The sequence below is a fragment of the Buttiauxella gaviniae ATCC 51604 genome (genome assembly GCF_001654835.1).
Classification (GTDB): Bacteria; Pseudomonadota; Gammaproteobacteria; order Enterobacterales; family Enterobacteriaceae; genus Buttiauxella; species Buttiauxella gaviniae.
In genome coordinates, this window is sequence record NZ_LXEP01000017.1 from 24,474 (window position 1) to 47,477 (window position 23,004).

Consider the following 23,004-nt stretch of genomic DNA (forward strand, 5'->3'; position numbering starts at 1 on the left):
CCCCTATTTCATAGCATACAAGGCAAAATGGGGACATTTATTGTCTTCCCGCGAATAGCTAAACATTTCCGCAACTTAGAAAAACCCACTAAAATCAGCAATATACCTATTAAGAGGTATATAAAGGTGTATTTGATTTGTATCAATAATCGCCATTGCTGAATCGTTAAGGTAGGCAGTAATAGAAAAGAAATTGAGGCAATTATGAGCAAAGTCAAAATCGCAATCATCGGTAATGGCATGGTCGGCCATCGCTTTATCGAGGACTTACTTGATAAAGCCCAGCCAGGCCAATTCGACATTACTGTTTTCTGTGAAGAGCCGCGCAAAGCCTACGATCGCGTGCATTTATCTTCCTATTTTTCCCATCATACTGCTGAAGAATTATCCCTGGTTCGTGACGGCTTCTACGAGAAACACGGTGTAAATGTGCTGGTTGGCGAACGCGCTATCACCATTAACCGCCAGGAAAAAGTGATCCACTCGAATACCGGTCGTACCGTGTATTACGACAAACTGGTGATGGCGACCGGTTCTTACCCGTGGATCCCGCCGATTAAAGGTTCTGAAACACAAGACTGTTTCGTCTACCGCACTATCGAAGATTTGAACGCCATCGAAGCATGTGCCCGCCGCAGCAAGCGCGGTGCCGTAGTCGGTGGTGGCTTGCTGGGTCTTGAAGCCGCAGGCGCGCTGAAAAACCTCGGCGTTGAAACGCACGTTATCGAATTCGCACCCATGTTAATGGCCGAGCAGCTCGACCGCATGGGTGGCGAGCAGCTGCGCAATAAAATCGAAAGCATGGGTGTGCGGGTTCATACCAGCAAAAACACCCAGGAAATCGTTCAGGTTGGTAATGAAGCGCGTAAAACCATGCGCTTTGCTGACGGTACGGATCTGGAAGTCGACTTTATCGTCTTCTCAACCGGTATCCGCCCTCGCGATAAACTGGCTACCCAGTGTGGCCTGGCAACAGGTCAACGCGGCGGTATTGCGGTCAATGATACCTGCCAGACTTCTGACCCGGACATTTACGCCATCGGCGAATGTGCCAGCTGGAATAACCGCACATTCGGCCTGGTCGCCCCTGGCTACAAAATGGCGCAGGTTACCGCTGACCACCTGCTCGGTGCAGAAAACGCCTTCGAAGGCGCAGACATGAGCGCCAAGCTAAAACTGCTCGGCGTGGACGTTGGCGGGATTGGTGATGCGCACGGCCGCACGCCAAACTGCCGCAGCTATGTTTATCTCGACGAAAGCAAAGAAGTTTATAAGCGCCTGATTGTTAGTGCCGACAACAAAACCCTGCTCGGTGCGGTTCTGGTGGGCGACACCAGCGATTACGGCAACCTGCTGCAACTGGTGCTCAATAACATCGAGCTGCCAGAAAACCCGGATGCGCTGATTCTGCCAGCCCATGCAAGCTCCGGCAAACCAGCCATTGGTGTTGATAAGCTCCCGGACAGCGCGCAGATCTGTTCCTGCTTCGATGTCACCAAAGGGCATCTGGTTAAAGCCATCAACAACGGCTGCCATACTGTTGCTGCACTGAAGGCGGAAACCAAAGCCGGTACAGGCTGTGGTGGCTGCATCCCATTGATCACTCAGGTATTGAACGCTGAGCTGAGCAAACAAGGTATCGAAGTTAACCATAACCTGTGTGAACACTTCGCGTTTTCACGCCAGGAGCTTTATCACCTTATCCGCGTTGAAGGGATTAAATCCTTCGACGAGTTGCTGCAAAAATACGGCAAAGGTTACGGCTGCGAAGTCTGTAAACCGACCGTCGGTTCCCTGCTGGCTTCTTGCTGGAACGACTATGTGCTGGCACCACAGCACACGCCGCTTCAGGACACCAACGACAACTTCTTGGGCAACATCCAGAAAGACGGCACTTACTCCGTTATTCCACGTTCTGCGGGCGGGGAAATTACCCCAGAAGGTTTGATGGAAGTGGGCCGTATCGCTCGCGAATTCAATCTCTACACCAAAATCACCGGTTCCCAACGTATCGGCCTATTTGGCGCGCAAAAAGATGACTTACCAGAGATCTGGCGTCAGCTGATTGAAGCCGGTTTTGAAACAGGCCACGCGTATGCGAAAGCACTGCGTATGGCTAAAACCTGTGTGGGCAGCACCTGGTGTCGTTATGGCGTTGGCGATAGCGTTGGTTTCGGCGTTGAGCTGGAAAACCGTTATAAAGGCATTCGCACCCCACACAAAATGAAGTTTGGTGTCTCCGGCTGTACTCGCGAATGTGCGGAAGCACAGGGTAAAGACGTCGGGATTATCGCAACCGAAAAAGGCTGGAACCTGTATGTCTGCGGTAACGGCGGGATGAAACCACGCCACGCCGATTTACTGGCTGCTGACTTAGACAATGAAACGCTGATCAAATATCTCGACCGTTTCATGATGTTCTACATCCGCACCGCAGACAAACTGACTCGTACCGCACCATGGCTCGACAGCCTGGAAGGCGGCATTGAGTATCTGAAACAAGTCATCATCGAAGATAAGCTGGGCCTGAACGCTCAACTTGAAGCTGAGTTAGAGCGCCTGCGCGAGAAAGTAATTTGCGAATGGACAGAGACAGTTAACACGCCAGAAGCTCAGGTCCGCTTCAAACACTTTATCAACAGCCCGGTGCGCGACCCGAACGTACAAATTGTACCTGAACGTGAACAGCATCGCCCAGCGACACCATACGAGCGCATCCCGGTTACCCTGGTAGAAGAAGTGGAGGAAAATGTATGAGCCAGTGGACTACTGTTTGCCAGTTAAACGACATCCTGCCTGCTACCGGTGTTTGCGCGTTGGTAGGTAATGAGCAAATTGCAATTTTCCGCCCACGCAATGACGACCAGGTTTTCGCCATCAACAACATTGACCCGTTCTTCGAAGCGAGCGTGTTATCTCGTGGCCTTATCGCTGAACACCAGGGCGAACTTTGGGTCGCCAGTCCATTGAAAAAGCAGCACTTCAGACTGCGAGACGGACTGTGCATGGAAGACGAGAGCCGCTCAATTGCGCACTACCCAGCGCGCGTTCAGGACGGTCAGGTTCAGATTAAAGCTTAAAACAAGTCCTTGAGGCTTCATCGTAGAGCGGAGGACATAAAACTCTTCCCTCTGCGATTTTTTAGATTCTCTTTTTCTTTCAATTTGTTGGGATAACAAAAATGTTCACCGATACCATTAATAAATGTGCGGCGAATGCCGCCCGTATTACCCGATTGTCGCAAAACAACCCGCTTGGTTTCTGGATCAGCTCCGCAATGGCTGGTGCATACGTGGGCCTTGGGATCATTCTAATATTTACCCTCGGTAACCTGGTCGAGCCATCTTTGCGCCCACTAGTGATGGGAGCGACCTTCGGTATCGCCCTGACACTGGTTATCATCGCTGGCTCTGAATTATTCACCGGCCACACTATGTTCCTGACTTTTGGTGTTAAAGCAGGCACCATTTCCCATGGTCAAATGTGGGGCATTTTGCCGCAAACCTGGCTGGGTAACCTGATTGGCTCCGTGTTTGTTGCCCTGCTGTACAAATGGGGCGGCGGTAGTCTGCTGCCGTTAGACACAAGCCTGGTTCACACCGCAGCGCTAGCAAAAACTTCGGCTCCAGCCATGGTGCTGTTCTTTAAAGGTGCGTTATGTAACTGGCTGGTTTGCCTGGCAATCTGGATGGCGGTCCGTACTGAAGGTGCTGCGAAATTCATTGCTATCTGGTGGTGTCTACTGGCATTTATCGCGTCCGGCTATGAACACTCCATCGCCAACATGACGCTGTTTGCTCTGTCCTGGTTTGGTCATCACAGCGATGCATACACTATGGCGGGAATCGGCCACAACCTGCTGTGGGTAACGCTTGGGAATACCCTTTCTGGCGTAGTATTCATGGGTCTGGGTTATTGGTATGCTACTCCAAAAGCCGAGCGTCCCCAGCCTGCGCGTGTCGCCGCGCCGGAGACTGCCCGCAACTAATTTCTTTTGAGGATTGAACGTGGATCACCTGCCTATATTTTGTCAATTGCAAGGTCGTGCCTGCCTACTAGTCGGTGGTGGCGATGTTGCAGAACGTAAAGCGCGTTTGTTGATGGAGGCAGGTGCACAAGTCACTGTAAATGCCCTGGAATTTTCCCCGCAATTTCATGTGTGGGCGGAACAGGGCATGATTACCCTGGTTCAGGGTGAGTTCGACGTCGCACTGCTCGATGGTTGCTGGCTGGCCATCGCCGCGACAGACAACGATGTGGTGAATCAGCAAGTCAGCGATTCGTGCGAATCCCGCCGTATTTTCTGTAATGTCGTCGATGCCCCAAAACAAGCCAGTTTTATTATGCCGTCGATTATCGACCGTTCACCGCTGATGGTAGCTGTTTCATCCGGCGGTACCTCCCCAGTTCTTGCCCGCCTGCTGCGTGAAAAACTCGAAGCCATTCTACCGCTACATTTGGGGAGAATTGCCGCTTATGCTGGGACGCTGCGTGGCCGGGTAAAAGCGAATTTCAAGACCATGGGCGAGCGTCGCCGATTCTGGGAAAAATTCTTCACAAACGACCGCCTGGCACAATATCTGGCAAACGAAGACAAGCAAGCTATCGATAAAGAAACTGAGTCGATGTTTGCCGCGCCTTTAGATCATCGTGGTGAAGTTGTTTTAGTCGGCGCAGGCCCAGGAGATGCGGGTCTGTTGACACTCAAAGGGCTACAGCAAATCCAGCAGGCCGATGTAGTGGTTTATGACCGCCTGGTTTCCGACGACATCATGAACCTGGTGCGCCGTGATGCTGACCGCATATTCGTTGGTAAACGCGCGGGTTATCACTGTGTCCCACAAGAAGAGATTAACCAGATCCTGTTGCGTGAAGCGCAAAGCGGTAAACGTGTGGTACGCCTGAAAGGTGGCGACCCGTTTATCTTTGGACGCGGTGGCGAAGAGTTAGAAACTCTGTGCGATGGGGGCATTCCGTTCTCCGTCATACCAGGAATTACTGCAGCATCCGGCTGTTCAGCTTATTCCGGCATTCCGCTAACTCACCGCGATTATGCGCAAAGCGTGCGTCTCATTACCGGGCACCTGAAAACTGGTGGTGAGTTGGACTGGGAAAACCTGGCTGCAGAAAAACAGACGCTGGTGTTCTATATGGGATTAAACCAGGCTCCTGCTATCCAGGAGAAACTGATTCAATACGGTATGTCCGCGGAAATGCCTGTCGCGTTAGTTGAAAATGGCACTGCGGTCAAACAACGCGTGGTCAGCGGAATATTAAGTGAGCTTGGTGAATTATCGACGCAGGTTGAAAGCCCGGCATTGATTATTGTCGGCAGAGTCGTTGCATTGCGCGATAAGTTAAACTGGTTCTCGAATCACTAATTCTTATTTAAGATAACAAAAAGGCTTGCCCGAGTATTCTGGCAAGCCTTTTTTGTTTACAAGCATTTAATTACTTTACTAATCATCATAAGCAATATTTATTTCATACAATAACGTGTCTGATTTCAGACTTAGTAATACCATGAGTAAACCCTATAATTAACCACCTTTTTGAAAGGTCATTACATATACCCCAAATAATTCGAGCTGCACAAAAGCGGCAAGTGCGCGAATTCCGATAAGCTCACTCTGGTAAGTGATTCGGGTGAACAAACGCAGCCAACGCATATGCAGCTTGAAGGATGACGGGTATACAAATAATTAATGATAGGGAATATCAATGAACAAGTTCGTAAAAGCTGCTTCTGCACTTGCTGTCCTGGCTCTGTTGTCTGGTTGTACAGGCCACATTGAGAACAAAGATAAATCTTGTGGTTATGATTATTTGCTGCACCCAGCAATTTCTATTTCTAAAATCATTGGTGGCTGTGGTCCAGCAACTCCACAATAATAGTTCAGAAGCAAATATAAAAAACCGCCCAAATATAAGAGGGCGGTTTTTTATTATTAGACAGCTACGATATTCTCCCCATTAAGAGAGTATACGAGCCATAAGTCATTAAGGCTGTGCGACAAACCCAATCACTTCATAGACTTTCTTCAGTGTAACGCTGGCGTGTGAACGCGCTTTTTCAGCACCCTCTTTCATCACCTGCTGCAGATAAGCTTCATCGTTACGGAAATTGTGATAACGCTCCTGTAATTCAGTCAACATACCAGATACGGCATCAGCAACTTCACCTTTCAGGTGGCCATACATTTTGCCTTCGAACTGCTGCTCAAGTTCAGGGATAGGCTTACCAGTAACAGCAGAAAGAATATCCAACATATTGGAAACCCCTGCTTTATTCACCGGATCGTAACGCACAACAGGTGGCTCGTCAGAGTCAGTTACCGCGCGTTTGATTTTCTTCACGACCGATTTCGGGTCTTCCAACAGGCCGATAACGTTATTACGGTTATCATCTGATTTAGACATTTTCTTGGTCGGCTCAAGCAGAGACATCACGCGCGCGCCTGATTTCGGGATAAACGGTTCTGGCACTTTAAACACGTCGCCATACAGCGCATTGAAACGTGCTGCGATATCACGACTCAGCTCCAGGTGTTGTTTCTGATCGTCACCAACCGGCACCAGATTGGTCTGGTACAGCAAAATATCTGCTGCCATCAATACCGGGTAGTCAAACAGGCCAGCATTGATGTTCTCAGAATAACGAGAAGACTTATCTTTAAACTGAGTCATACGGCTCAGCTCACCAAAATAGGTGTAGCAGTTCAGTGCCCAGCCCAGCTGTGCATGTTCTGGCACGTGAGACTGTACAAAGATGGTGCTTTTAGCAGGGTCGATACCACAAGCTAGATACAGTGCCAGCGTGTCGAGAGTGCGGCTGCGCAATTGCGTTGCATCCTGACGCGCAGTAATCGCGTGCAGATCAACGATGCAGTAAATGCAGTGGTAATCATCTTGCATGTTGACCCACTGACGCAGCGCACCCATGTAGTTACCAATGGTCAATTCACCTGATGGCTGTGCGCCACTAAAGACGATGGGCTTACTCATGTTCTTATTCCTGATGTTCTTTGTTAGAGAGCCCTAGCGCGGGCAGTAAATCGTTGAAATGGTCAAACACGTAATCGGGTTTGCTCAACTCGATGGACTCACCATAGTTATAACCGTAAGTCAGGCCAATGGAATAGCATCCAGCCGCTTGAGCCGCGAGAATATCGTTGCGGGAGTCGCCCACAAAAAGCAGTTCTTCCGCGCTAAGATTCAACTCTTCCATCACTTTATGCAGCGCTTCGGGATGCGGTTTTTTGTTTTCCACATCATCGCCACCAATAATGACTTTGAAGTACTGCGCAATGCCCAATCTTTCCAGCATCGGTAAGACAAACGGTGTCGGCTTGTTAGTTACCAGCCCCATCGGCAAGCCTTTTTCGGCCAAAACAGCTAACGTATCAGCGACTTCCGGGAACAGGAAGCTGCCCTCTTCTGCTGTTTGCACATAGTAGGCGTCAAACAATTTACGAGCGATGCTGCATCGGTCGGCTTCAGGCTCTTCACCTTTCAGCGCCCAAGTCAGTGCACGCTTAACCAGCACATCTGCACCGTTACCGATCCACTTTTCAACATTGTCTTCACCCGCCGTAGGCAACTCCAGTGCATACAGCGCCTGGTCGATTGCCTGCGTCAGACCCAATGCTGTGTCGACCAGAGTACCGTCTAAATCAAAGGCGATACCGCGAATTTTACTTAACTTATCCATGACTTACCTTTGCTAACTCACTACGCATACGTTCAATAACGGCTTTGTAGTCTGGCTGATTGAAAATTGCCGAACCGGCAACAAACATATCAGCACCTGCCGCAGCAATTTCAGCGATATTGTCGACTTTCACGCCACCGTCTACTTCCAGACGAATATCATAGCCAGAAGCGTCAATGCGCTCACGCACCTGACGCAGTTTTTCCAGCGTATGTGGAATAAATGATTGGCCTCCAAAACCTGGGTTAACGGACATCAGCAAAATCACATCGAGTTTATCCATGACGTGATCAAGCCAACTCAACGATGTCGCTGGGTTAAACACCAGGCCTGCTTTGCAACCGTGCTCTTTGATCAGTTGCAGGGAACGGTCAACATGCTCTGACGCTTCCGGGTGGAAGGTAATGATGTTGGCGCCAGCCGCGGCGAAATCCGGAATGATACGGTCAACGGGCTTCACCATCAGATGCACATCAATAGGGGCAGTAATACCGTAGTCACGCAGGGCTTTTAACACCATCGGACCAATAGTGAGGTTAGGAACGTAATGGTTATCCATAACATCGAAATGGACGACATCCGCACCAGCAGCCAGCACTGCAGCCGTGTCTTCACCCAAACGGGCAAAATCGGCAGAGAGGATTGAGGGGGCAATCAAAAACTGTTTCATCCGCTTCTCCAATAGCAAATCAAAAAAGACTGCGGACGAAACGTCTTAGGCACTGACTTTATACAGCGCCAGCAGTTCGTCCACCTTGTTACGTGCTCCACCATTCCGGCTAATGCTGCGACGCACCTGCACGACATGCAGTTTTGCCTGGTGATACCACAACCGGGTGAGTTCCGTATCATGGTTAGAAATCAGCACCGGAATGCGATTTCCTTGCAAGTTTTCGGCTAACTGCGCGAGATGTTGCTGCTGCACAGCGTTAAAGCTATCGGTGTGATACGCCGTAAAATTAGCCGTTGCCGACAAAGGCGCGTAGGGAGGATCGCAATAGACAACAGACCCTGCACTGACATCCGCCATGCTGACATCATACGACTGACATAAGAATGTGGCGTTCTGCGCTCGTTCGGCAAAATGATACAACTCTTCTTCAGGGAAGTAGGGTTTGATGTAACGGCCAAACGGGACATTGAATTCACCACGTAGGTTATAACGACACAGGCCGTTGTAACAATGGCGGTTCAGATATAAAAACAGCAATGCACGACGAAACTCATCTTTGCACTGGTTAAATTCGGTACGATTGAGATAGAACGCCTGCTCATCGTTTTGCTCGGCAGTAAAGAGTTTACGGGACTCCTGAACGTACTCATCCGTGCGGGTTTTGACGATGTTATAGAGGTTAATCAGATCGCTGTTAATATCTGCGAGGATATAACGAGAGTAATCAGTATTCAGAAAGACTGAGCCGGCGCCGACGAACGGCTCAATCAGACAATCACCTTTCGGCAGATACTTTTTAATGTCTTCGAGCAGGGGGTATTTCCCCCCCGCCCATTTCAGAAAAGCGCGATTTTTTTTCATGCTGCCTAACTATTTACACCTTTTCCTGCTGTGGAAAGGTTCCAACAGCGGCTGCGCTTGTTCATCACTTCAGATCAGACTGAACCTGATGGATAGGTTTTGCCCATGGGTTCTTGGCTTGCACATCAGCTGGCAATGTCGCAACGGCACGTTTTGCCTCATCTTTGTTGGCATAGATACCGCTAACCAACACATACCACGGCTGACCATTTCGCACAGTCTGGTAAACCATATAGTGCTGCAGATTCTCTTTCTTCGCCCATGCATTCAGGTTTGCTGAGTTTGAAGAAGAGCTAAGCTGCAGGGTGTAATGGCTACCCGGCGCACCTTTGATTGCGCCTGCATCACCCGCGACAGCGCCAGTTGCAGCTGTAACCGGTGCTGCTGTCGCTTTTGGTGCAGATGTTGTTGCTGTTGCTTGCGGTGCAGCTGTAGTTTGCTGCGGAGCTGCGGCAGTGATAGGCGCTTTAGCTGGTGCAGTCTGCGCTGGCGCTGTGACAGGTTCGCTGCGTTTAGCTGTAGCAACAGGTTTTGGCTCTGTTACTGTGCTTTTCACGGCAGGCTGTTGCTTCGCTGGTTGAGCTTTGTGTTGCGGTTCAATGACAGCCGTTTTGCGTTCCTGACGTGGCGCTGCAGGTTTCACTGGCTCTGCTTTCGCGACCGGACGTGGTGCCGTTGTTGCACCATTGCTGCCTGCAACTGCCGCGACAGTCGCCGGTGCTGTTGGCAGCGTTGAGCTGGTAACTGCATTGTCAATCTGGCCGGACTGTTGAGTCAGTGCATTATTCAGATCGCCCGGAACTTCAACACGCTGTTGGCCCTGTGGCGCAGGTTGAGTTTGCGCATCAGACGGCGTTGAAGAAATTGCAGGAAGAGTCACTTCTTGCGGGTTACCTGCGGTTTCGGTCTGATTAGCAGCAGATGTGTCACCTGGCTGCGGTTGCGCGCCATTAGCCTGGTCAGCAGCAGAGCCGGACAAATCGATATTCTTTTCAGCGTTCGGATTCTTATTCGCTGTTTCAGTATCAGTAGAAGGGGCTTTCAGGGCCGAACCAATTCCGATGATTAGCAGCAACAGGACAAGAATACCAATGCCCATCATCAGGTGCTGGCGGGAAACCGGGACTTTCTGTTTAGCGGATTTTTTGCGGGTACGTGCCGGGCGACGTTCTTCTGCGTCAACTTGCAGGGAGTCGTCGTTTTCATACTCTTCTTCATCACGAGCACGACGGGTACGCGCTGGACGAGGCTCATCAGAGTCTAACTCAACATCATCGACATTGATTTGCGGCTCATTTTCGCGCTCATCAGCTTTGCGGCTACGGCCTGAACGACGATCGCTAGGATCGGGTTTCAGTTCGTCTTCCGGTTTAAATTCATCCATTTAACACCCCACTCAAAGGCTTGTGCCAGCAATTCAAACTCAGCACATAACCTGAAGTTAAAAATCGCCTGACTTCAGCGACCGAAATTTCTAATAATTAAGCCTGCTGACAATCAGCAATGGCGGACAAAACGATATCGTGTGGAACTCCGCCACGCATTTCACTCTTCCCGATTGCCAGCGGCAGCACTAAGCGCAGCTCACCAGCCAAAACTTTTTTGTCACGCATCATGTGGGGCATATACGCAGCAGCAGACATTTCTTTCGGCCCAGTAACTGGCAGCCCGGCACGTTGCAGCAATTTAATAATGCGCTGCACATCTGCCTCACTGAAGTTCCCTAAACGCTGAGCTGTTCGTGCCGCCATAACCATACCTGCGGAAACAGCTTCACCGTGTAGCCAATTGCCATAGCCCATTTCTGCTTCTATAGCGTGACCAAAGGTGTGGCCCAAATTCAGTAAAGCACGTAAGCCACTTTCGCGCTCGTCAGCGGCAACAACTTCTGCTTTCAGCTCACAACAACGACGAATACACCAGGCCATTGCTTTACCATCCAGCGCAAGCAATGCATCCAGGTTTTCTTCAAGCCAGTTAAAGAAATCGCCGTCGAGAATAATTCCGTACTTAATGACTTCTGCCAGACCAGATGCCAACTCCCGAGCAGGTAAAGTATTCAGACAGTCGAGATCCACCACTACCGAAGCAGGTTGGTAGAACGCGCCAATCATATTTTTACCTAGGGGGTGGTTAACGGCTGTTTTACCGCCAACAGAAGAGTCCACTTGCGAAAGCAAAGTGGTTGGAACTTGAATAAAGCGCACGCCGCGTTGATAACTCGCCGCGGCAAAGCCAGTCAGGTCACCGACGACACCACCGCCCAAGGCAATGAGTGTCGTGTCACGACCATGTGGCTTTTCAAGTAACGCAGTAAAGACAGTGTCTAATACAGCGAGACTCTTAAATTGTTCGCCATCCGGAAGGATGACGGAATCGACTTTAACGCCCGCTTGCTCCAGCACGCCACGCACCTTATCCAGGTAGAGCGGCGCCAGGGTTTCATTGGTCACCAGCATCGTTTGGTCGCCAGCCTTCAGCGGCCCAAAAGATGCCGAGTCACTAAATAACCCAGCAGCAATGGTGATAGGGTAACTACGTTCCCCGAGAGTGACTGTTAACCTCTCCATAACGCGAAGTCCACCTTGATGTTGCTTAGCCCGCAGGCGTTTTTTTCGATTAAGCCAGAATCAGTTGCTTTCCAACATATTAATAATCTGGTTAGCAACCACTTTGGCACTTTGGTCGTCAGTGCGAATCGTCACATCAGCAATCTCTTCATAAAGAGGATTGCGTTCCTGAGCTAAGGCTTCAAGAACTTCACGCGGCGGAGTCTCAACTTGCAGTAGTGGGCGTTTTTTATCACGCTGCGTACGAGCAAGCTGTTTTTCAATTGTGGTTTCAAGATACACCACAACTCCACGGGCTGAGAGACGGTTACGGGTCTCACGAGATTTTACAGAACCGCCGCCAGTTGCCAGCACAATGCCCTGTTTTTCAGTGAGTTCGTTGATGATTTTTTCTTCGCGATCGCGGAAGCCGTCTTCGCCTTCAACGTCGAATACCCAGCCCACATCAGCTCCGGTACGTTTCTCAATCTCTTGATCAGAATCGAAAAATTCCATATTGAGTTGCTGAGCTAACTGACGCCCAATAGTGCTTTTGCCGGCACCCATAGGCCCAACCAGAAAGATATTGCGTTTCTCTGCCATTTTTTCGGTACTACTAAGACAATTCGTTGATGATAAACCCGCCCTGTTACAACCAGGTGCAGCGGGACATGAACTGAAACCTCATAAGCGATAGTGCGAGAGTCAGACTGAAAATTATCTCAATACTCAAGGTGGTTTGGCAACCGATTATATTCCCCAGCCTTCTTATGAAGAAGAAAATGCATGAATCGGGGTTATCTGTCACAAGACTTGAGCAACCAGCCTCTCGAAACGGTACACCTTGTAAGCTAATTCCTCTCTGCCGTCAAACACCTGGGCAACGTTTCAAAGAAAAACTGCACGATGAGGAAAGAAAACGCTACGAAACAGGGATAAGTCGAGGGGTAATAAATACCACTAATTCACGGCGTTGATGATTTTTTGCATCATGGCGAAACAGGCTGCCCACAATAGGTATTGAGCCAAGCAAAGGGACGCTGTCGCTACTGTCAGTGTTGTGTTGCTGGAAGATCCCGCCAAGGGCAAGGGTTTCGCCATTTTTCACCGCAACAACAGTTTCAATTTCTTGCTTGTCTATGGCCAAAACTTCACCATCAGATTGCTGAATGCTACGGCCAGGCATATTTTGGCTAATGCGCAATTTTAGACGAATATTGCCATCTGACTGAATAGTTGGCGTCACTTCCATCCCCAGAACAGCTTCTTTAAACTCTATTGCAGTTGCCCCGCTCTCGCCACTGGATACCTGATAAGGGATCTCCGTACCTTGCTTGATGCTGGCAGGCTGTTGATGTGCCGCCATCAGGCGCGGGCTGGCAATGATTTCAAGCTGTTGCTGTTGTTCCAGAGCAGACAATTCAAGCTCCAGCAGTCGTCCATCTATTCGAGCGATGTTAAAACCAACCTTTGTGGTAGCGTTATTGACAGAAAGATCGGCTGAAAAGCCTGTGGTCTGAGGAAGCTTACTTTCCCCTTTTTGTTCGGCAGTTGACCACTTCACGCCAAGCTCACGTAACTTATCCTGGTTGATAGTGACAATATGGGCTGAAATTTCCACTTGCCCAATTGGCAAATCCATTTCTTTCACCCAGTCAGCAATCTGTTTGAGCACTGCCTTGTTATCTCGCACAATCAGCCGGTTAGTGCGTTTGTCAGCCGTGATATTACCCTGAGCACTCAACAACTTATTTCCACCAGATTTTAGTGATGTCGATAAATCTTCAACATCGGCATGATGAGGAGTAAAGACCTGGTAGAACATAGGTTGATCAAGTGCCTGTTGTTTTCGCTGCTCCACCGCTTGCGCATGTTGCTCACGTAAGCGAGCCTTCGGAAAAATCTGTATTACATTACCTTCCCGCTGCTGGCTAAGCTCCGCACTATTCAATACCAATTCAAATGCTTGTTTCCACGGCACATCGATCAAGTTAAGCGAAAGTACTCCATCCACACCTGGAGCAACCATAAGGTTAACGTTTTGGTGTTCAGCTAATGCCTGTAAAACCTGGGTTACCGGCGCATTGTCCAAGACCAGAGATATGCCTTTACCTGCCTGGCAGGAGAGAGGCAGAGTCAACACCAGAAGAAATACCCGCATCCATGGCATATGTTTTTCCTTTTATTTCCCAACGATAAGAAGAGGGTTTGCAGGCAGGATTAACCCTCGCCACCACATACCCCACCCCGACATTTTCAATGCGTACATCGGGAAAGAGCTCTTTATCTACTTTGATTCGCTGCCCGATACCTTGTGAACTGAGCATCAACGCAGTACTCGCAGTGGGCGAACTGATTACTCCCTGTAATACCCAGGCCGCCAGCTGCTCGGTCAGTTTTTCACAAGGAGAAATATGCTGCTGAAAGGGGTTTGGAGGCATAGCACTCACAGTTGGAATGACCATCAATCCTACCCAAAAAATGCTACGATTCATCGGAAAACTCCATTTTCATCATAAGCTTGAGCAAGCCACCTTGTGCAGTAATGGTGAAAGAGTGCTCCGATACCACTCGATATTCTGCAAGCCTGATAAATAAACTCGGTAGCTCCTCCCATGGCAAAAGAATTTCCAGTGTTCCCTCCTTATTTTCAGGCTGCCATTTCAGCAACTTGCCCCTTGATTCCCCAACGAACTCCGCTATGGAAAATGCCCGTAAATTAGATAAACGCACGTGCAATTCAGAAGGTGAAACTTGAAGGATTTTGCGTTGCAACTCAGCAATGCGTTGAGTTGTCTGCTTGCTGTCTGCTTCTAACTGAGAAAAATGAGAATGATGTGGACGTATAAAACTCATCCAGGCAGCAACTGTGACTAAGCCCGTTACGGCAGCAAATATCGCCACACGCCTCCAGCCTGGGCCACTCAGCCAGCGTTCAATTAACCAGGGCATTTGCCACCTCAGATATCGTTAAGGTGAAAACAAAACCAAAGCCGCCCTGGGCTTCGTGCTGGACCGCACCTGTCCGAACTCTAGAAATACCTTCAAGATGAGCAAGCTCCTTTTCCAGCCCCTGTAAATCGTCAAGAAGGTTGGTGCGGCCCTTTACTATCAATTGCCCTTTTTGCATTGTTAAGGAAGACAGCCAGGCCCCATCTGGCATAATGCTAGCGATACGGATCAAACGTTTTTCCCATATCCGGATAGCTTTTTGCTGCGCTTCACGAATGCGCTGCAAGCGCAGTATTTCTTGGTTCTGCTTCTGCAGAACCAACCGCTGTTGATAGAGATGCTGCAATGCAGATTGCATACTTGTCAGGTAATCTTTTCGTGCCTGCTGTTGGTGAATTTCCCATATGGCAAACTGCCGCCCTCCCATTACAAGCAACGGCACAAGCACCAAAACCAAGCTGAATAACAGGCTCCAGCGGCGTACACGTTGCTGGCGCTGTATCTGGCGCCACGGTAGTAAATTAATCAGGCGCATTAGCTGAATACCCTACCTATCGCCAGCGCTATCGCGACCGTAAATTCAGAGCCATTACGAGGTAATGGAGGCTGTAAACGGTAAAACGCTCGCCAGGCATCCAAAGATAAAATATTCGCCGGAACTGGTGACGATTGCACCTGGCTCAATGCAACCAACTCAGGCTCAGTTTTTAATTGCTGACACAAGTCGAAAATTGTTGGTATTGCATTGGTATCACTCCATCCCCAACGTGGCACTGGCTCATTAGAAGACCATAACCAATGGCCCTGTTCTTGATGAACCAGGTACTGACATTTCTCCAGCCGACACGGAGAAACGAGTGCCGGCAATGCGCTGGCTCCAGGGGTTACTGTCGCCGGATATAGCCTTATCGCGGCCAAACTTTTGAGCAACGCAGCGACATCTGTCTGGCGCGCAGCTACTATCAAATGTGGATCAGCAACATCTTGCGACGGTAAATAATCCCAACACAATTGAGCCGATGTCATCTGCAACTGACGGGCAGTTGCTGAGGCGATATAAGCTTCTCTTGCGGGTTCAGACAAACGTTTATCGGGTGCCGGGACCGGGCGTTGTAATGTCCGTGACCCAGGAAAAGAGATGCGTATCTGGTGACGTAGCGGTAACTCTTTTCGCCACTCCACCAGTGCTTTAGTCAGCGCTTCAGTATTCATTATTAGCCCGTCGCTAAAGGTGCCTTCAGGCAATGGCAATTGCCACCAATGCCGAAGTTGCCACCCTTGCCGTTGGCGCTGAACAGCCACAACCCGAATGCTTTCGTGTTGAATATCCATGCCAATTTGCCAGGTTGTGAATACCATGTTTACGATCTCCTTATCGTCGGTTACGGAAAATGCCATACCAATGCCACTGGCTTGCCTTTATACTACCGCGCGGTTGTTTATAAACTGCCCAATGGAAACGTAATGGGAAATTTAAGGTGAAGTTCGTAAAGTATTTATTAATCCTTGCAGTCTGTTGCATTCTGCTGGGAGCAGGCTCGATCTTCGGGCTCTACAAATTTATTGAGCCGCAGTTGCCTGATGTCGCCACGCTGAAAGACGTGCGACTGCAAATTCCAATGCAGGTTTATACGGCTGATGGCGAGTTAATCGCGCAATATGGTGAGAAGCGCCGTATTCCGGTAACGCTCGATCAAATTCCGCCAGTAATGGTGAAAGCGTTTATTGCGACGGAAGACAGCCGATTTTACGAACACCACGGTGTTGATCCGGTTGGGATATTCCGTGCCGCCAGCGTGGCACTGTTTTCTGGTCATGCATCGCAGGGCGCAAGTACTATCACCCAACAGTTGGCACGTAACTTCTTCTTAAGTCCTGAACGCACGCTGACGCGTAAGATAAAAGAGGTGTTCCTGGCAATTCGTATTGAGCAATTGTTGACCAAAGACGAAATCCTCGAACTGTACCTCAACAAGATTTATCTCGGTTACCGCGCTTATGGCGTGGGTGCTGCAGCACAAGTCTATTTTGGGAAGTCAGTTGACGAGTTAAGCCTGAGTGAAATAGCGGTCATTGCCGGTTTGCCAAAGGCACCGTCAACCTTTAACCCGCTGTACTCGCTTGATCGCGCAACTTCCCGCCGTAATGTGGTGTTATCGCGTATGTTGAGTGAGAACTACATCACTCAGGCGCAATACGATGAAGCGCGAAATCAACCAATCGATGCGAACTACCACGCACCGGAAATCGCGTTCTCCTCACCTTACTTGTCTGAATTAGTCCGCCAGGACATGGTTGCTAAGTATGGTGAGAAGGCCTACGAAGATGGTTATAAGGTTTACACCACCATCACTCGCAAAACTCAGCAAGCCGCGCAACAAGCCGTACGTAACAACGTTATGGCCTATGATATGCGCCACGGCTATCGCGGCCCATCAAACGTGCTGTGGAAAGTAGGTGAAACACCGTGGGACAAAACGAAGATTGTCGATTCGTTAAAGAATCTACCGGTCTACGGCCCACTTTTCCCTGCTGTGATTACGCAAGCATCACCGAATGAAGCTACCGCATTGTTGGCGGATAGCAGCGCCGTTTCCATCAACATGGACGGCATGCGCTGGGCGCGTCCTTATCGTTCAGATACTGCTCAGGGCCCAACGCCACGAAAAGTGACCGATGTAGTACAGGCCGGGCAGCAAATCTGGGTGCGAAAAGTCGATGATAATTGGTGGCTTGGACAAATCCCCGATGTGAACTCCGCCCTGGTTTCCATTAACCCACATGATGGTGCTGTAGTCGCCCTGGTCGGTGGCTTTGATTTCAATCAGAGCAAGTTCAACCGCGCAACGCAGGCATTACGTCAGGTTGGCTCCAACATCAAACCATTCCTCTACACAGCGGCAATGGACAAAGGTTTGACGCTGGCAAGCGTGCTCAATGATGTGCCAATTTCGCGCTGGGATGCTGGTGCGGGTTCCGATTGGCGCCCGAAAAACTCTCCACCAGAATATTCCGGACCAATAAGATTGCGTCAGGGTCTTGGTCAGTCGAAAAACGTGGTAATGGTGCGTGCAATGCGCGCGATGGGCGTGGATTATGCGGCTGAATATCTGCAACGCTTTGGCTTCCCTGCGCAAAACATCGTGCATACCGAATCGCTGGCGTTAGGCTCGGCATCCTTCACACCAATGCAAGTTGCGCGCGGTTACTCGGTGATGGCTAACGGTGGCTTCCTGGTTGACCCGTATTACATCTCTAAAATTGAGAATGAAATCGGTGGGACAATCTTTGAAGCGAAACCGAAAGTGGCTTGCCCGGATTGTGATATCCCGGTGATTTACGGTGAAACGCAAAAGTCTAACGTGCTGGAAAATCAGAATGTCGAAGACGTCGCACAGTCTGAGGAAAAACAGAACGTTAGCGTTCCAATGCCGAAGCTTGAACAAGCGAATACGGAGTTAGTTGCACAGAGCAGTCCGCCTGAATACGCGCCACATGTTATCAACACCCCACTGGCGTTCCTGATTAAGAGTGCGTTGAACTCAAACATCTTTGGCGAACCAGGCTGGCAAGGTACTGGCTGGCGAGCAGGGCGTGATTTGAAACGCAATGATATCGGCGGCAAAACCGGTACGACAAACAGTTCGAAAGATGCATGGTTCTCAGGCTACGGACCGGGCGTGGTGACATCTGTCTGGATTGGCTTTGATGATCATCGTCGCGACCTTGGACGTACATCAGCATCAGGGGCGATTAAGGACCAAATTTCAGGTTATGAAGGTGGGGCGAAGAGCGCTCAACCAGCCTGGGATGAGTTTATGAAAGCCGCACTGGAAGGTGTTCCGGAAGAGCCGTTAACGCCGCCACCAGGCATTGTTACGGTCAATATCGATCGCAGCACCGGGCAACTTGCTAATGGCGGGAATAGCCGTCCTGAATTCTTTATTGAAGGCACCCAACCGACGCAGCAGGCTGTGCATGAAGTAGGGACTACGATAATTGATAACGGCGAGACCCACGAGCTGTTCTAGGTAGTGTTAAAGCCCGTTTCACCTTGAAACGGGCTTTAAGAGAAAAAGTTACAAACGCCCCTGCTCTTTCAACCATTCACGCACGAGGAAAAGCGCACTCACATTTCGCGCTTCGCTAAAATCTTCCTCATTTAGCAGATCAAGCATTGATTCTATCGGCCAAAGCACTTGCGGTAGTTCTTCTGGCTCATCACCTTCCAGAGATTCTGGATAGAGATTCTCAGCAATCACGATGTTCATTTTGCTGGAGAAATAGGACGGTGCCATTGTCAATTTTTTCAAGAATGTCAGCTGATTAGCTCCTAAGCCAACCTCTTCTTTCAACTCGCGGTTCGCTGCTTCAAAGACAGTCTCGCCCGGGTCAATTAACCCTTTAGAGAAGCCAAGTTCATATGATTCCGTACCAACGGCGTATTCGCGAATCAAAATCAAATGGTTATCAACGATAGGGACTATCATTACAGCTTCGCGGGCAGATGGGCGCATACGCTCATAGACTCGGCGCACACCGTTGCTGAACTCCAGGTCCACCGTTTCGACATTAAACAGCCGTGAACGAGCTACGGTTTCAACATGTAAAATGGTCGGTTTTTGTAATGGTTTGCTCATCGTTGCTGGGCTAACAGTAAATGCAGGTGCTCCATTGTGCGTTATGCCACATATCTCACGCAACGGACATTAGTTATTATTTACATTTTTGCAACTTTAGGTGATTTTTCAAGACCTCTGCCACGTGTCAATAGACGACAAATGAAATAGGAATTTGCTGATATTTCTCGTAAAGTCGCTTTGCTAACATTATGTTACAGCAGGCTATACATACAAAAATGCCTCAAGATTGAGGCCGTACCTGCCGATAACGTTTTTTACACCCAAATGCTATAAAGGGTGCAACTTGCTGCGTTTTAATAAGAAAACGAGTGTTTGATGGGGAAGGCATGAGCACCTTATTACTTCTTTTAGCTGCTATGCTGGCCTGCATCTTAATTGCGGGGTGGCTTATCTGGCGCAGCCTGCGTTTACGCGCTCGTGCTTCACAAGCCCCATCGTTTAGCGGTGCAACTTCACGCAAGTTGACCACAGACGAACGCAATGCCGTTGAAAACTATATTGAATCATTGGACCGCACGCAGGATATCGTGGGGCCTTCAGGTGCCAGTGCTGCACCGACAAAACTAGTATTAAATTCCCTGAGCAACACAGCACTTGCTCTCACACGCTCCATCACCCGCTATGGCTTATCAACTGACGACCCGAATAAGTGGCGCTATTACCTTGATTCAGTAGAGGTGCATCTTCCACCATTCTGGGAACAGTACATTAGTAACGATAACTACGTTGAGTTGATTCGTACTGAAACCATGCCGTTGGTTATCTCCCTTAACGGGCACACGCTTATCGACTACAGCAGCGAAAATCGTGGTTTTGCACTGGAACAAACGCCCCATAGTCAGGCATCTATTCGTGGCGAAGAAAGCGAACAAATTGAGCTGCTCAATATCCGCCAGGAAACACCTGAAGAGTATGCACTGAGCCGTCCCGATGGGTTACGCGAAGCCATTCTTATTTGTGTCGCCTTTGTAATGCTGTTTTTGTGCCTGGTTACACCTGAAGTTGTGTTGCCATGGCTAGTCGGTGGTGCATTTATGCTACTGGCTGCGAGCCTTTGGGGCCTGTTTGCTCCTCCGGCAAAAAATGCTCTACGTGAGGTCCACTGTTTACGCGGTACACCTAAGCGCTGGGGGCTTTTTGGGGAATCGAATCAGGATCAGATTAACAATATCTCTTTGGGGATAATTGACCTGATCTACCCTGCGCACTGGCAACCATATGTTGCTCAGGACCTTGGGCAAAAAACCGATATTGATATTTATCTCGACAGGCATGTGATTCGCCAGGGTCGATTCCTGTCACTGCATGACGAAGTATGCAACTTCCCTATTCAGCATTGGGTTCGCAATCTGGTGATTGCCATTGGAAGCCTGGCCGTTTTGATCATGCTGACAATTTGGGTGCCGCTGGAGATGCCTTTAAAACTGAGTATCTCCAAGCTAAAAGGCGCGCAAACTATCGAAGCAACCACCGTAGCAGACCTCGATAAAACGACACTCCGTGTTGGTGATACGCTGAAAGTAAACGGTACTGGCATGTGCAATATCCACACGCCTAGTAATTATACCAATCGACAATCTTATCCGTTTACCCCCTTCGACTGTTCGCAAATCATCTGGAATAACGCGCAGGCGTTGCCGTTGCCTGAATCCGATATTATGGATAAAGCCACAGCACTGACTCAAGCGGTGAGTGGGCAAATTCATCCGCAAACCAGTGACGATTCGAAAGTAAACCCGCAGCTACGTAGTGCTATTCAAAAATCAGGCATGGTGTTGTTGGATGATTTCGCCGGTATTGTGCTGAAAACGCAGGCGCTATGTACCGCAGAAGATGAATGTGTTCGCCTCAAAAATGCGCTAGTCAATCTGGGTAATACCAAGGATTGGGATACGCTGACCAAAAAGGCAGATTCAGGAAAACTCACAGGCGTAAATGTTCTGCTGCGACCGGTCAGTGCCGAGTCACTAGATAACCTGGTCACCACCTCGACAGCGCCATTCTTTATTCGTGAAACAGCACGTGCCGCACAGTCTCTGAACAGTCCTGCTCCTGCTGGGTATGTGATTATTAGCGATGAAGGAAGTGATCTCGTAGACCAGCCTTTGCCACCGGTTCCGTTGTATGACATTCCGGCCCAGGAGCAGTGGAGTGAATTCCAGCGTCTAGCCGATATGCTGCTTAAAACGCCGTTTAGTGCCGAGGGTATTATTACCGGCATCTATCAGGATGCAAACGGTACGCAGCACATCACCCTGCATAAAATCCCGGATAGCAGCAGCCTGTGGCGCTACATCAGTACTACACTGTTGCTTATCGGCATGATTGCCTGTCTGCTCATTAACGGCGTGCTGGCGATTCGCCGCTACCGCCGCAGCCGCAATCGCCTGGCGCAAATCCAGCAGTACTACGATAACTGTATAAATCCATCTTTAACCACGATCTCCGCTGTACGCCCGCTGTTCTAAACGTCACGCGGCAGGTTGTGCTAACCTGTCGCGCAGTTTCCTCTAATCAGGTCCGAACCTATGCATATTGATATTGCCTGGCAGGATGTCGATACCGTATTGCTCGATATGGACGGCACATTGCTGGATCTCGCGTTCGATAGCCACTTCTGGCAAAAATTGGTGCCAGAAACAGTCAGTGAGCAAAGAAACATTCCACTGGATGAAGCCCATCAGTTGATTGCCCGCGAATATCACGACGTGCAACATACGCTAAACTGGTACTGTCTGGATTACTGGAGCGAGCGTCTGGGGTTGGATATTTGTGCAATGACCACCACGCAAGGGCCAAATGCCGTGCTGCGTGAAGATACCGTCCCGTTCCTTAATGCCCTGAAAGACTGCGGCAAGCGGCGTATCTTACTGACGAATGCCCATCCACATAATCTGGCCGTCAAACTTGAACATACCGGTTTAGGCCAACACCTTGATTTATTGCTTTCCACCCACACATTTGGTTATCCGAAAGAAGATCAGCGGTTGTGGCAAGCCGTTGCCGAGCATACCGGGCTGGAACCCGCCAGAACGCTATTTATTGACGATAGCGAAGCTATTCTGGACTCCGCCGCGAAGTTTGGTATTCGTTATTGCCTGGGCGTGACCAATCCCGATTCTGGCCAGGCTGACAAAACTTACCAGCATCATCCGGCATTGAACGACTATCGCCGACTACTCCCGAAGTTGATATCTAAGGAGTCGTGATGAAAGAAAAATCGTCTGAAGGTGTGCGTCTCGACAAATGGCTGTGGGCTGCACGTTTTTATAAAACGCGAGCTATTGCTCGGGAAATGGTTGAAGGCGGTAAGGTGCATTACAACGGGCAACGCAGCAAACCGAGTAAAATCGTTGAGCTGAATGCCATGTTGACGCTACGCCAGGGCAATGACGAGAAAACCGTTAAAGTGCTGGCGCTAACTGAACAGCGCCGCCCGGCCACCGATGCCTCGCAGCTTTATGAAGAGACAGCGGAAAGTATCACTAAGCGGGAAAAAGTAGCGCTGGCACGCAAAATGAACGCGCTGACCATGCCCCACCCCGACCGACGCCCGGATAAAAAAGAGCGTCGTGATTTGATGAAATTTAAACACGGTGGCAACGAATAAAAGAT

The 23,004-nt window shown here is 49.6% G+C and carries 22 protein-coding genes; 9 read left to right on the plus strand and 13 right to left on the minus strand.

Annotated features, from left to right (window positions below; translation table 11 throughout):
- The first annotated feature begins 204 nt into the window (after positions 1-204).
- The 5 genes from nirB (at position 205) to M977_RS09400 (ending at position 5,892) form a co-directional block, all read left to right on the plus strand.
- Positions 205-2,757, plus strand: a complete 2,553-nt coding sequence (gene nirB, locus M977_RS09380; RefSeq protein ID WP_064514299.1) for a nitrite reductase large subunit NirB — start codon at positions 205-207, stop codon at positions 2,755-2,757.
- A complete protein-coding gene (nirD, locus tag M977_RS09385; protein WP_064514301.1) occupies positions 2,754-3,080 on the plus strand; it encodes a nitrite reductase small subunit NirD in 327 nt (108 codons plus the stop codon). The genes nirB and nirD overlap by 4 nt, the downstream gene beginning before the upstream one ends.
- 101 nt (positions 3,081-3,181) lie before the next feature.
- Positions 3,182-3,988, plus strand: a complete 807-nt coding sequence (nirC, locus tag M977_RS09390) for a nitrite transporter NirC (RefSeq protein WP_064514303.1) — start codon at positions 3,182-3,184, stop codon at positions 3,986-3,988.
- A gap of 19 nt (positions 3,989-4,007) precedes the next feature.
- Positions 4,008-5,381, plus strand: a complete 1,374-nt coding sequence (cysG, locus tag M977_RS09395) for a siroheme synthase CysG (protein ID WP_064514305.1) — start codon at positions 4,008-4,010, stop codon at positions 5,379-5,381.
- Positions 5,382-5,721: 340 nt separating this feature from the next.
- The gene (locus tag M977_RS09400; protein WP_064514307.1) at positions 5,722-5,892 is read left to right on the plus strand and encodes a DUF4223 family protein; all 171 of its coding nucleotides are present in this window, start codon (positions 5,722-5,724) and stop codon (positions 5,890-5,892) included.
- Between the two features lie 108 nt (positions 5,893-6,000).
- On the opposite strand, the gene trpS is transcribed toward M977_RS09400, so the two are convergent.
- The 12 genes from trpS to pilM all read right to left on the minus strand — a co-directional run bounded on the left by trpS (position 6,001) and on the right by pilM (position 16,105).
- Positions 6,001-7,005 (minus strand): tryptophan--tRNA ligase, encoded by a 1,005-nt coding sequence (gene trpS, locus M977_RS09405; protein WP_064514309.1) that lies wholly within the window; start codon positions 7,003-7,005, stop codon positions 6,001-6,003.
- A 4-nt stretch (positions 7,006-7,009) separates the two neighbouring features.
- A complete protein-coding gene (locus M977_RS09410) occupies positions 7,010-7,711 on the minus strand; it encodes a phosphoglycolate phosphatase (RefSeq protein ID WP_064514311.1) in 702 nt (233 codons plus the stop codon).
- Complete coding sequence (gene rpe, locus M977_RS09415) at positions 7,704-8,381, minus strand: ribulose-phosphate 3-epimerase (protein WP_064514313.1); 678 nt, start codon at positions 8,379-8,381, stop codon at positions 7,704-7,706. The genes M977_RS09410 and rpe overlap by 8 nt, the downstream gene beginning before the upstream one ends.
- Positions 8,382-8,426: 45 nt before the next feature.
- Positions 8,427-9,245, minus strand: coding sequence for an adenine-specific DNA-methyltransferase (gene dam, locus M977_RS09420; RefSeq protein WP_064514315.1), 819 nt, complete (start codon positions 9,243-9,245; stop codon positions 8,427-8,429).
- A gap of 64 nt (positions 9,246-9,309) precedes the next feature.
- The gene (gene damX, locus M977_RS09425) at positions 9,310-10,629 is read right to left on the minus strand and encodes a cell division protein DamX (protein WP_064514317.1); all 1,320 of its coding nucleotides are present in this window, start codon (positions 10,627-10,629) and stop codon (positions 9,310-9,312) included.
- A 97-nt stretch (positions 10,630-10,726) separates the two neighbouring features.
- Positions 10,727-11,815, minus strand: coding sequence for a 3-dehydroquinate synthase (aroB, locus tag M977_RS09430; protein WP_064514320.1), 1,089 nt, complete (start codon positions 11,813-11,815; stop codon positions 10,727-10,729).
- Positions 11,816-11,875: 60 nt separating this feature from the next.
- A complete protein-coding gene (gene aroK, locus M977_RS09435; RefSeq protein WP_034460280.1) occupies positions 11,876-12,397 on the minus strand; it encodes a shikimate kinase AroK in 522 nt (173 codons plus the stop codon).
- Between the two features lie 319 nt (positions 12,398-12,716).
- Complete coding sequence (hofQ, locus tag M977_RS09440; RefSeq protein WP_074392014.1) at positions 12,717-13,964, minus strand: DNA uptake porin HofQ; 1,248 nt, start codon at positions 13,962-13,964, stop codon at positions 12,717-12,719.
- On the minus strand, positions 13,903-14,289 hold the full coding sequence (locus M977_RS25245; RefSeq protein ID WP_064514322.1) for a hypothetical protein: 387 nt from the start codon (positions 14,287-14,289) through the stop codon (positions 13,903-13,905). The genes hofQ and M977_RS25245 overlap by 62 nt, the downstream gene beginning before the upstream one ends.
- Positions 14,279-14,746, minus strand: coding sequence for a HofO family protein (locus M977_RS09450; protein WP_064514324.1), 468 nt, complete (start codon positions 14,744-14,746; stop codon positions 14,279-14,281). Before M977_RS09450 ends, M977_RS25245 begins: the two co-directional genes overlap by 11 nt.
- Positions 14,730-15,281 (minus strand): PilN domain-containing protein, encoded by a 552-nt coding sequence (locus tag M977_RS09455; RefSeq protein ID WP_064514326.1) that lies wholly within the window; start codon positions 15,279-15,281, stop codon positions 14,730-14,732. The genes M977_RS09450 and M977_RS09455 overlap by 17 nt, the downstream gene beginning before the upstream one ends.
- Positions 15,281-16,105, minus strand: a complete 825-nt coding sequence (pilM, locus tag M977_RS09460) for a type IV pilus biogenesis protein PilM (RefSeq protein WP_064514328.1) — start codon at positions 16,103-16,105, stop codon at positions 15,281-15,283. The genes M977_RS09455 and pilM overlap by 1 nt, the downstream gene beginning before the upstream one ends.
- A gap of 119 nt (positions 16,106-16,224) precedes the next feature.
- Here pilM and mrcA point away from each other — a divergent pair, with 119 nt between their 5' ends.
- Positions 16,225-18,777, plus strand: a complete 2,553-nt coding sequence (gene mrcA, locus M977_RS09465; RefSeq protein ID WP_064514330.1) for a peptidoglycan glycosyltransferase/peptidoglycan DD-transpeptidase MrcA — start codon at positions 16,225-16,227, stop codon at positions 18,775-18,777.
- 48 nt (positions 18,778-18,825) lie between these two features.
- On the opposite strand, the gene nudE is transcribed toward mrcA, so the two are convergent.
- Positions 18,826-19,386, minus strand: a complete 561-nt coding sequence (nudE, locus tag M977_RS09470; RefSeq protein WP_064514332.1) for an ADP compounds hydrolase NudE — start codon at positions 19,384-19,386, stop codon at positions 18,826-18,828.
- A 329-nt stretch (positions 19,387-19,715) separates the two neighbouring features.
- Between nudE and M977_RS09475 the strand changes: the two genes are divergently transcribed.
- From M977_RS09475 to hslR, 3 genes are read left to right on the plus strand one after another with little or no spacing between them, the layout of a single operon-like run.
- Complete coding sequence (locus M977_RS09475) at positions 19,716-21,857, plus strand: intracellular growth attenuator family protein (protein WP_064514334.1); 2,142 nt, start codon at positions 19,716-19,718, stop codon at positions 21,855-21,857.
- Positions 21,858-21,917: 60 nt separating this feature from the next.
- Entirely contained in the window at positions 21,918-22,598 is a 681-nt protein-coding gene (gene yrfG / locus M977_RS09480; protein ID WP_064514335.1) for a GMP/IMP nucleotidase, read from the plus strand.
- Positions 22,598-22,999 (plus strand): ribosome-associated heat shock protein Hsp15, encoded by a 402-nt coding sequence (hslR, locus tag M977_RS09485; RefSeq protein WP_064514338.1) that lies wholly within the window; start codon positions 22,598-22,600, stop codon positions 22,997-22,999. The genes yrfG and hslR overlap by 1 nt, the downstream gene beginning before the upstream one ends.
- Positions 23,000-23,004: the final 5 nt, after the last annotated feature.

Bases quoted from the DNA above. Each gene is read 5' to 3' on its own strand.
- yrfG (WP_064514335.1), top strand. From the start codon at position 21,918: ATGCATATTGATATTGCCTGGCAGGATGTCGATACCGTATTGCTCGAT.
- hofQ (WP_074392014.1), bottom strand. From the start codon at position 13,964: ATGCCATGGATGCGGGTATTTCTTCTGGTGTTGACTCTGCCTCTCTCC.
- rpe (WP_064514313.1), bottom strand. From the start codon at position 8,381: ATGAAACAGTTTTTGATTGCCCCCTCAATCCTCTCTGCCGATTTTGCC.
- pilM (WP_064514328.1), bottom strand. From the start codon at position 16,105: ATGGTATTCACAACCTGGCAAATTGGCATGGATATTCAACACGAAAGC.
- nudE (WP_064514332.1), bottom strand. From the start codon at position 19,386: ATGAGCAAACCATTACAAAAACCGACCATTTTACATGTTGAAACCGTA.
- aroK (WP_034460280.1), bottom strand. From the start codon at position 12,397: ATGGCAGAGAAACGCAATATCTTTCTGGTTGGGCCTATGGGTGCCGGC.
- M977_RS09450 (WP_064514324.1), bottom strand. From the start codon at position 14,746: ATGCCCTGGTTAATTGAACGCTGGCTGAGTGGCCCAGGCTGGAGGCGT.
- nirB (WP_064514299.1), top strand. From the start codon at position 205: ATGAGCAAAGTCAAAATCGCAATCATCGGTAATGGCATGGTCGGCCAT.
- hslR (WP_064514338.1), top strand. From the start codon at position 22,598: ATGAAAGAAAAATCGTCTGAAGGTGTGCGTCTCGACAAATGGCTGTGG.
- M977_RS09410 (WP_064514311.1), bottom strand. From the start codon at position 7,711: ATGGATAAGTTAAGTAAAATTCGCGGTATCGCCTTTGATTTAGACGGT.
- M977_RS09400 (WP_064514307.1), top strand. From the start codon at position 5,722: ATGAACAAGTTCGTAAAAGCTGCTTCTGCACTTGCTGTCCTGGCTCTG.
- damX (WP_064514317.1), bottom strand. From the start codon at position 10,629: ATGGATGAATTTAAACCGGAAGACGAACTGAAACCCGATCCTAGCGAT.
- nirC (WP_064514303.1), top strand. From the start codon at position 3,182: ATGTTCACCGATACCATTAATAAATGTGCGGCGAATGCCGCCCGTATT.
- trpS (WP_064514309.1), bottom strand. From the start codon at position 7,005: ATGAGTAAGCCCATCGTCTTTAGTGGCGCACAGCCATCAGGTGAATTG.
- nirD (WP_064514301.1), top strand. From the start codon at position 2,754: ATGAGCCAGTGGACTACTGTTTGCCAGTTAAACGACATCCTGCCTGCT.
- dam (WP_064514315.1), bottom strand. From the start codon at position 9,245: ATGAAAAAAAATCGCGCTTTTCTGAAATGGGCGGGGGGGAAATACCCC.
- M977_RS25245 (WP_064514322.1), bottom strand. From the start codon at position 14,289: ATGAATCGTAGCATTTTTTGGGTAGGATTGATGGTCATTCCAACTGTG.
- M977_RS09455 (WP_064514326.1), bottom strand. From the start codon at position 15,281: ATGCGCCTGATTAATTTACTACCGTGGCGCCAGATACAGCGCCAGCAA.
- aroB (WP_064514320.1), bottom strand. From the start codon at position 11,815: ATGGAGAGGTTAACAGTCACTCTCGGGGAACGTAGTTACCCTATCACC.
- M977_RS09475 (WP_064514334.1), top strand. From the start codon at position 19,716: ATGAGCACCTTATTACTTCTTTTAGCTGCTATGCTGGCCTGCATCTTA.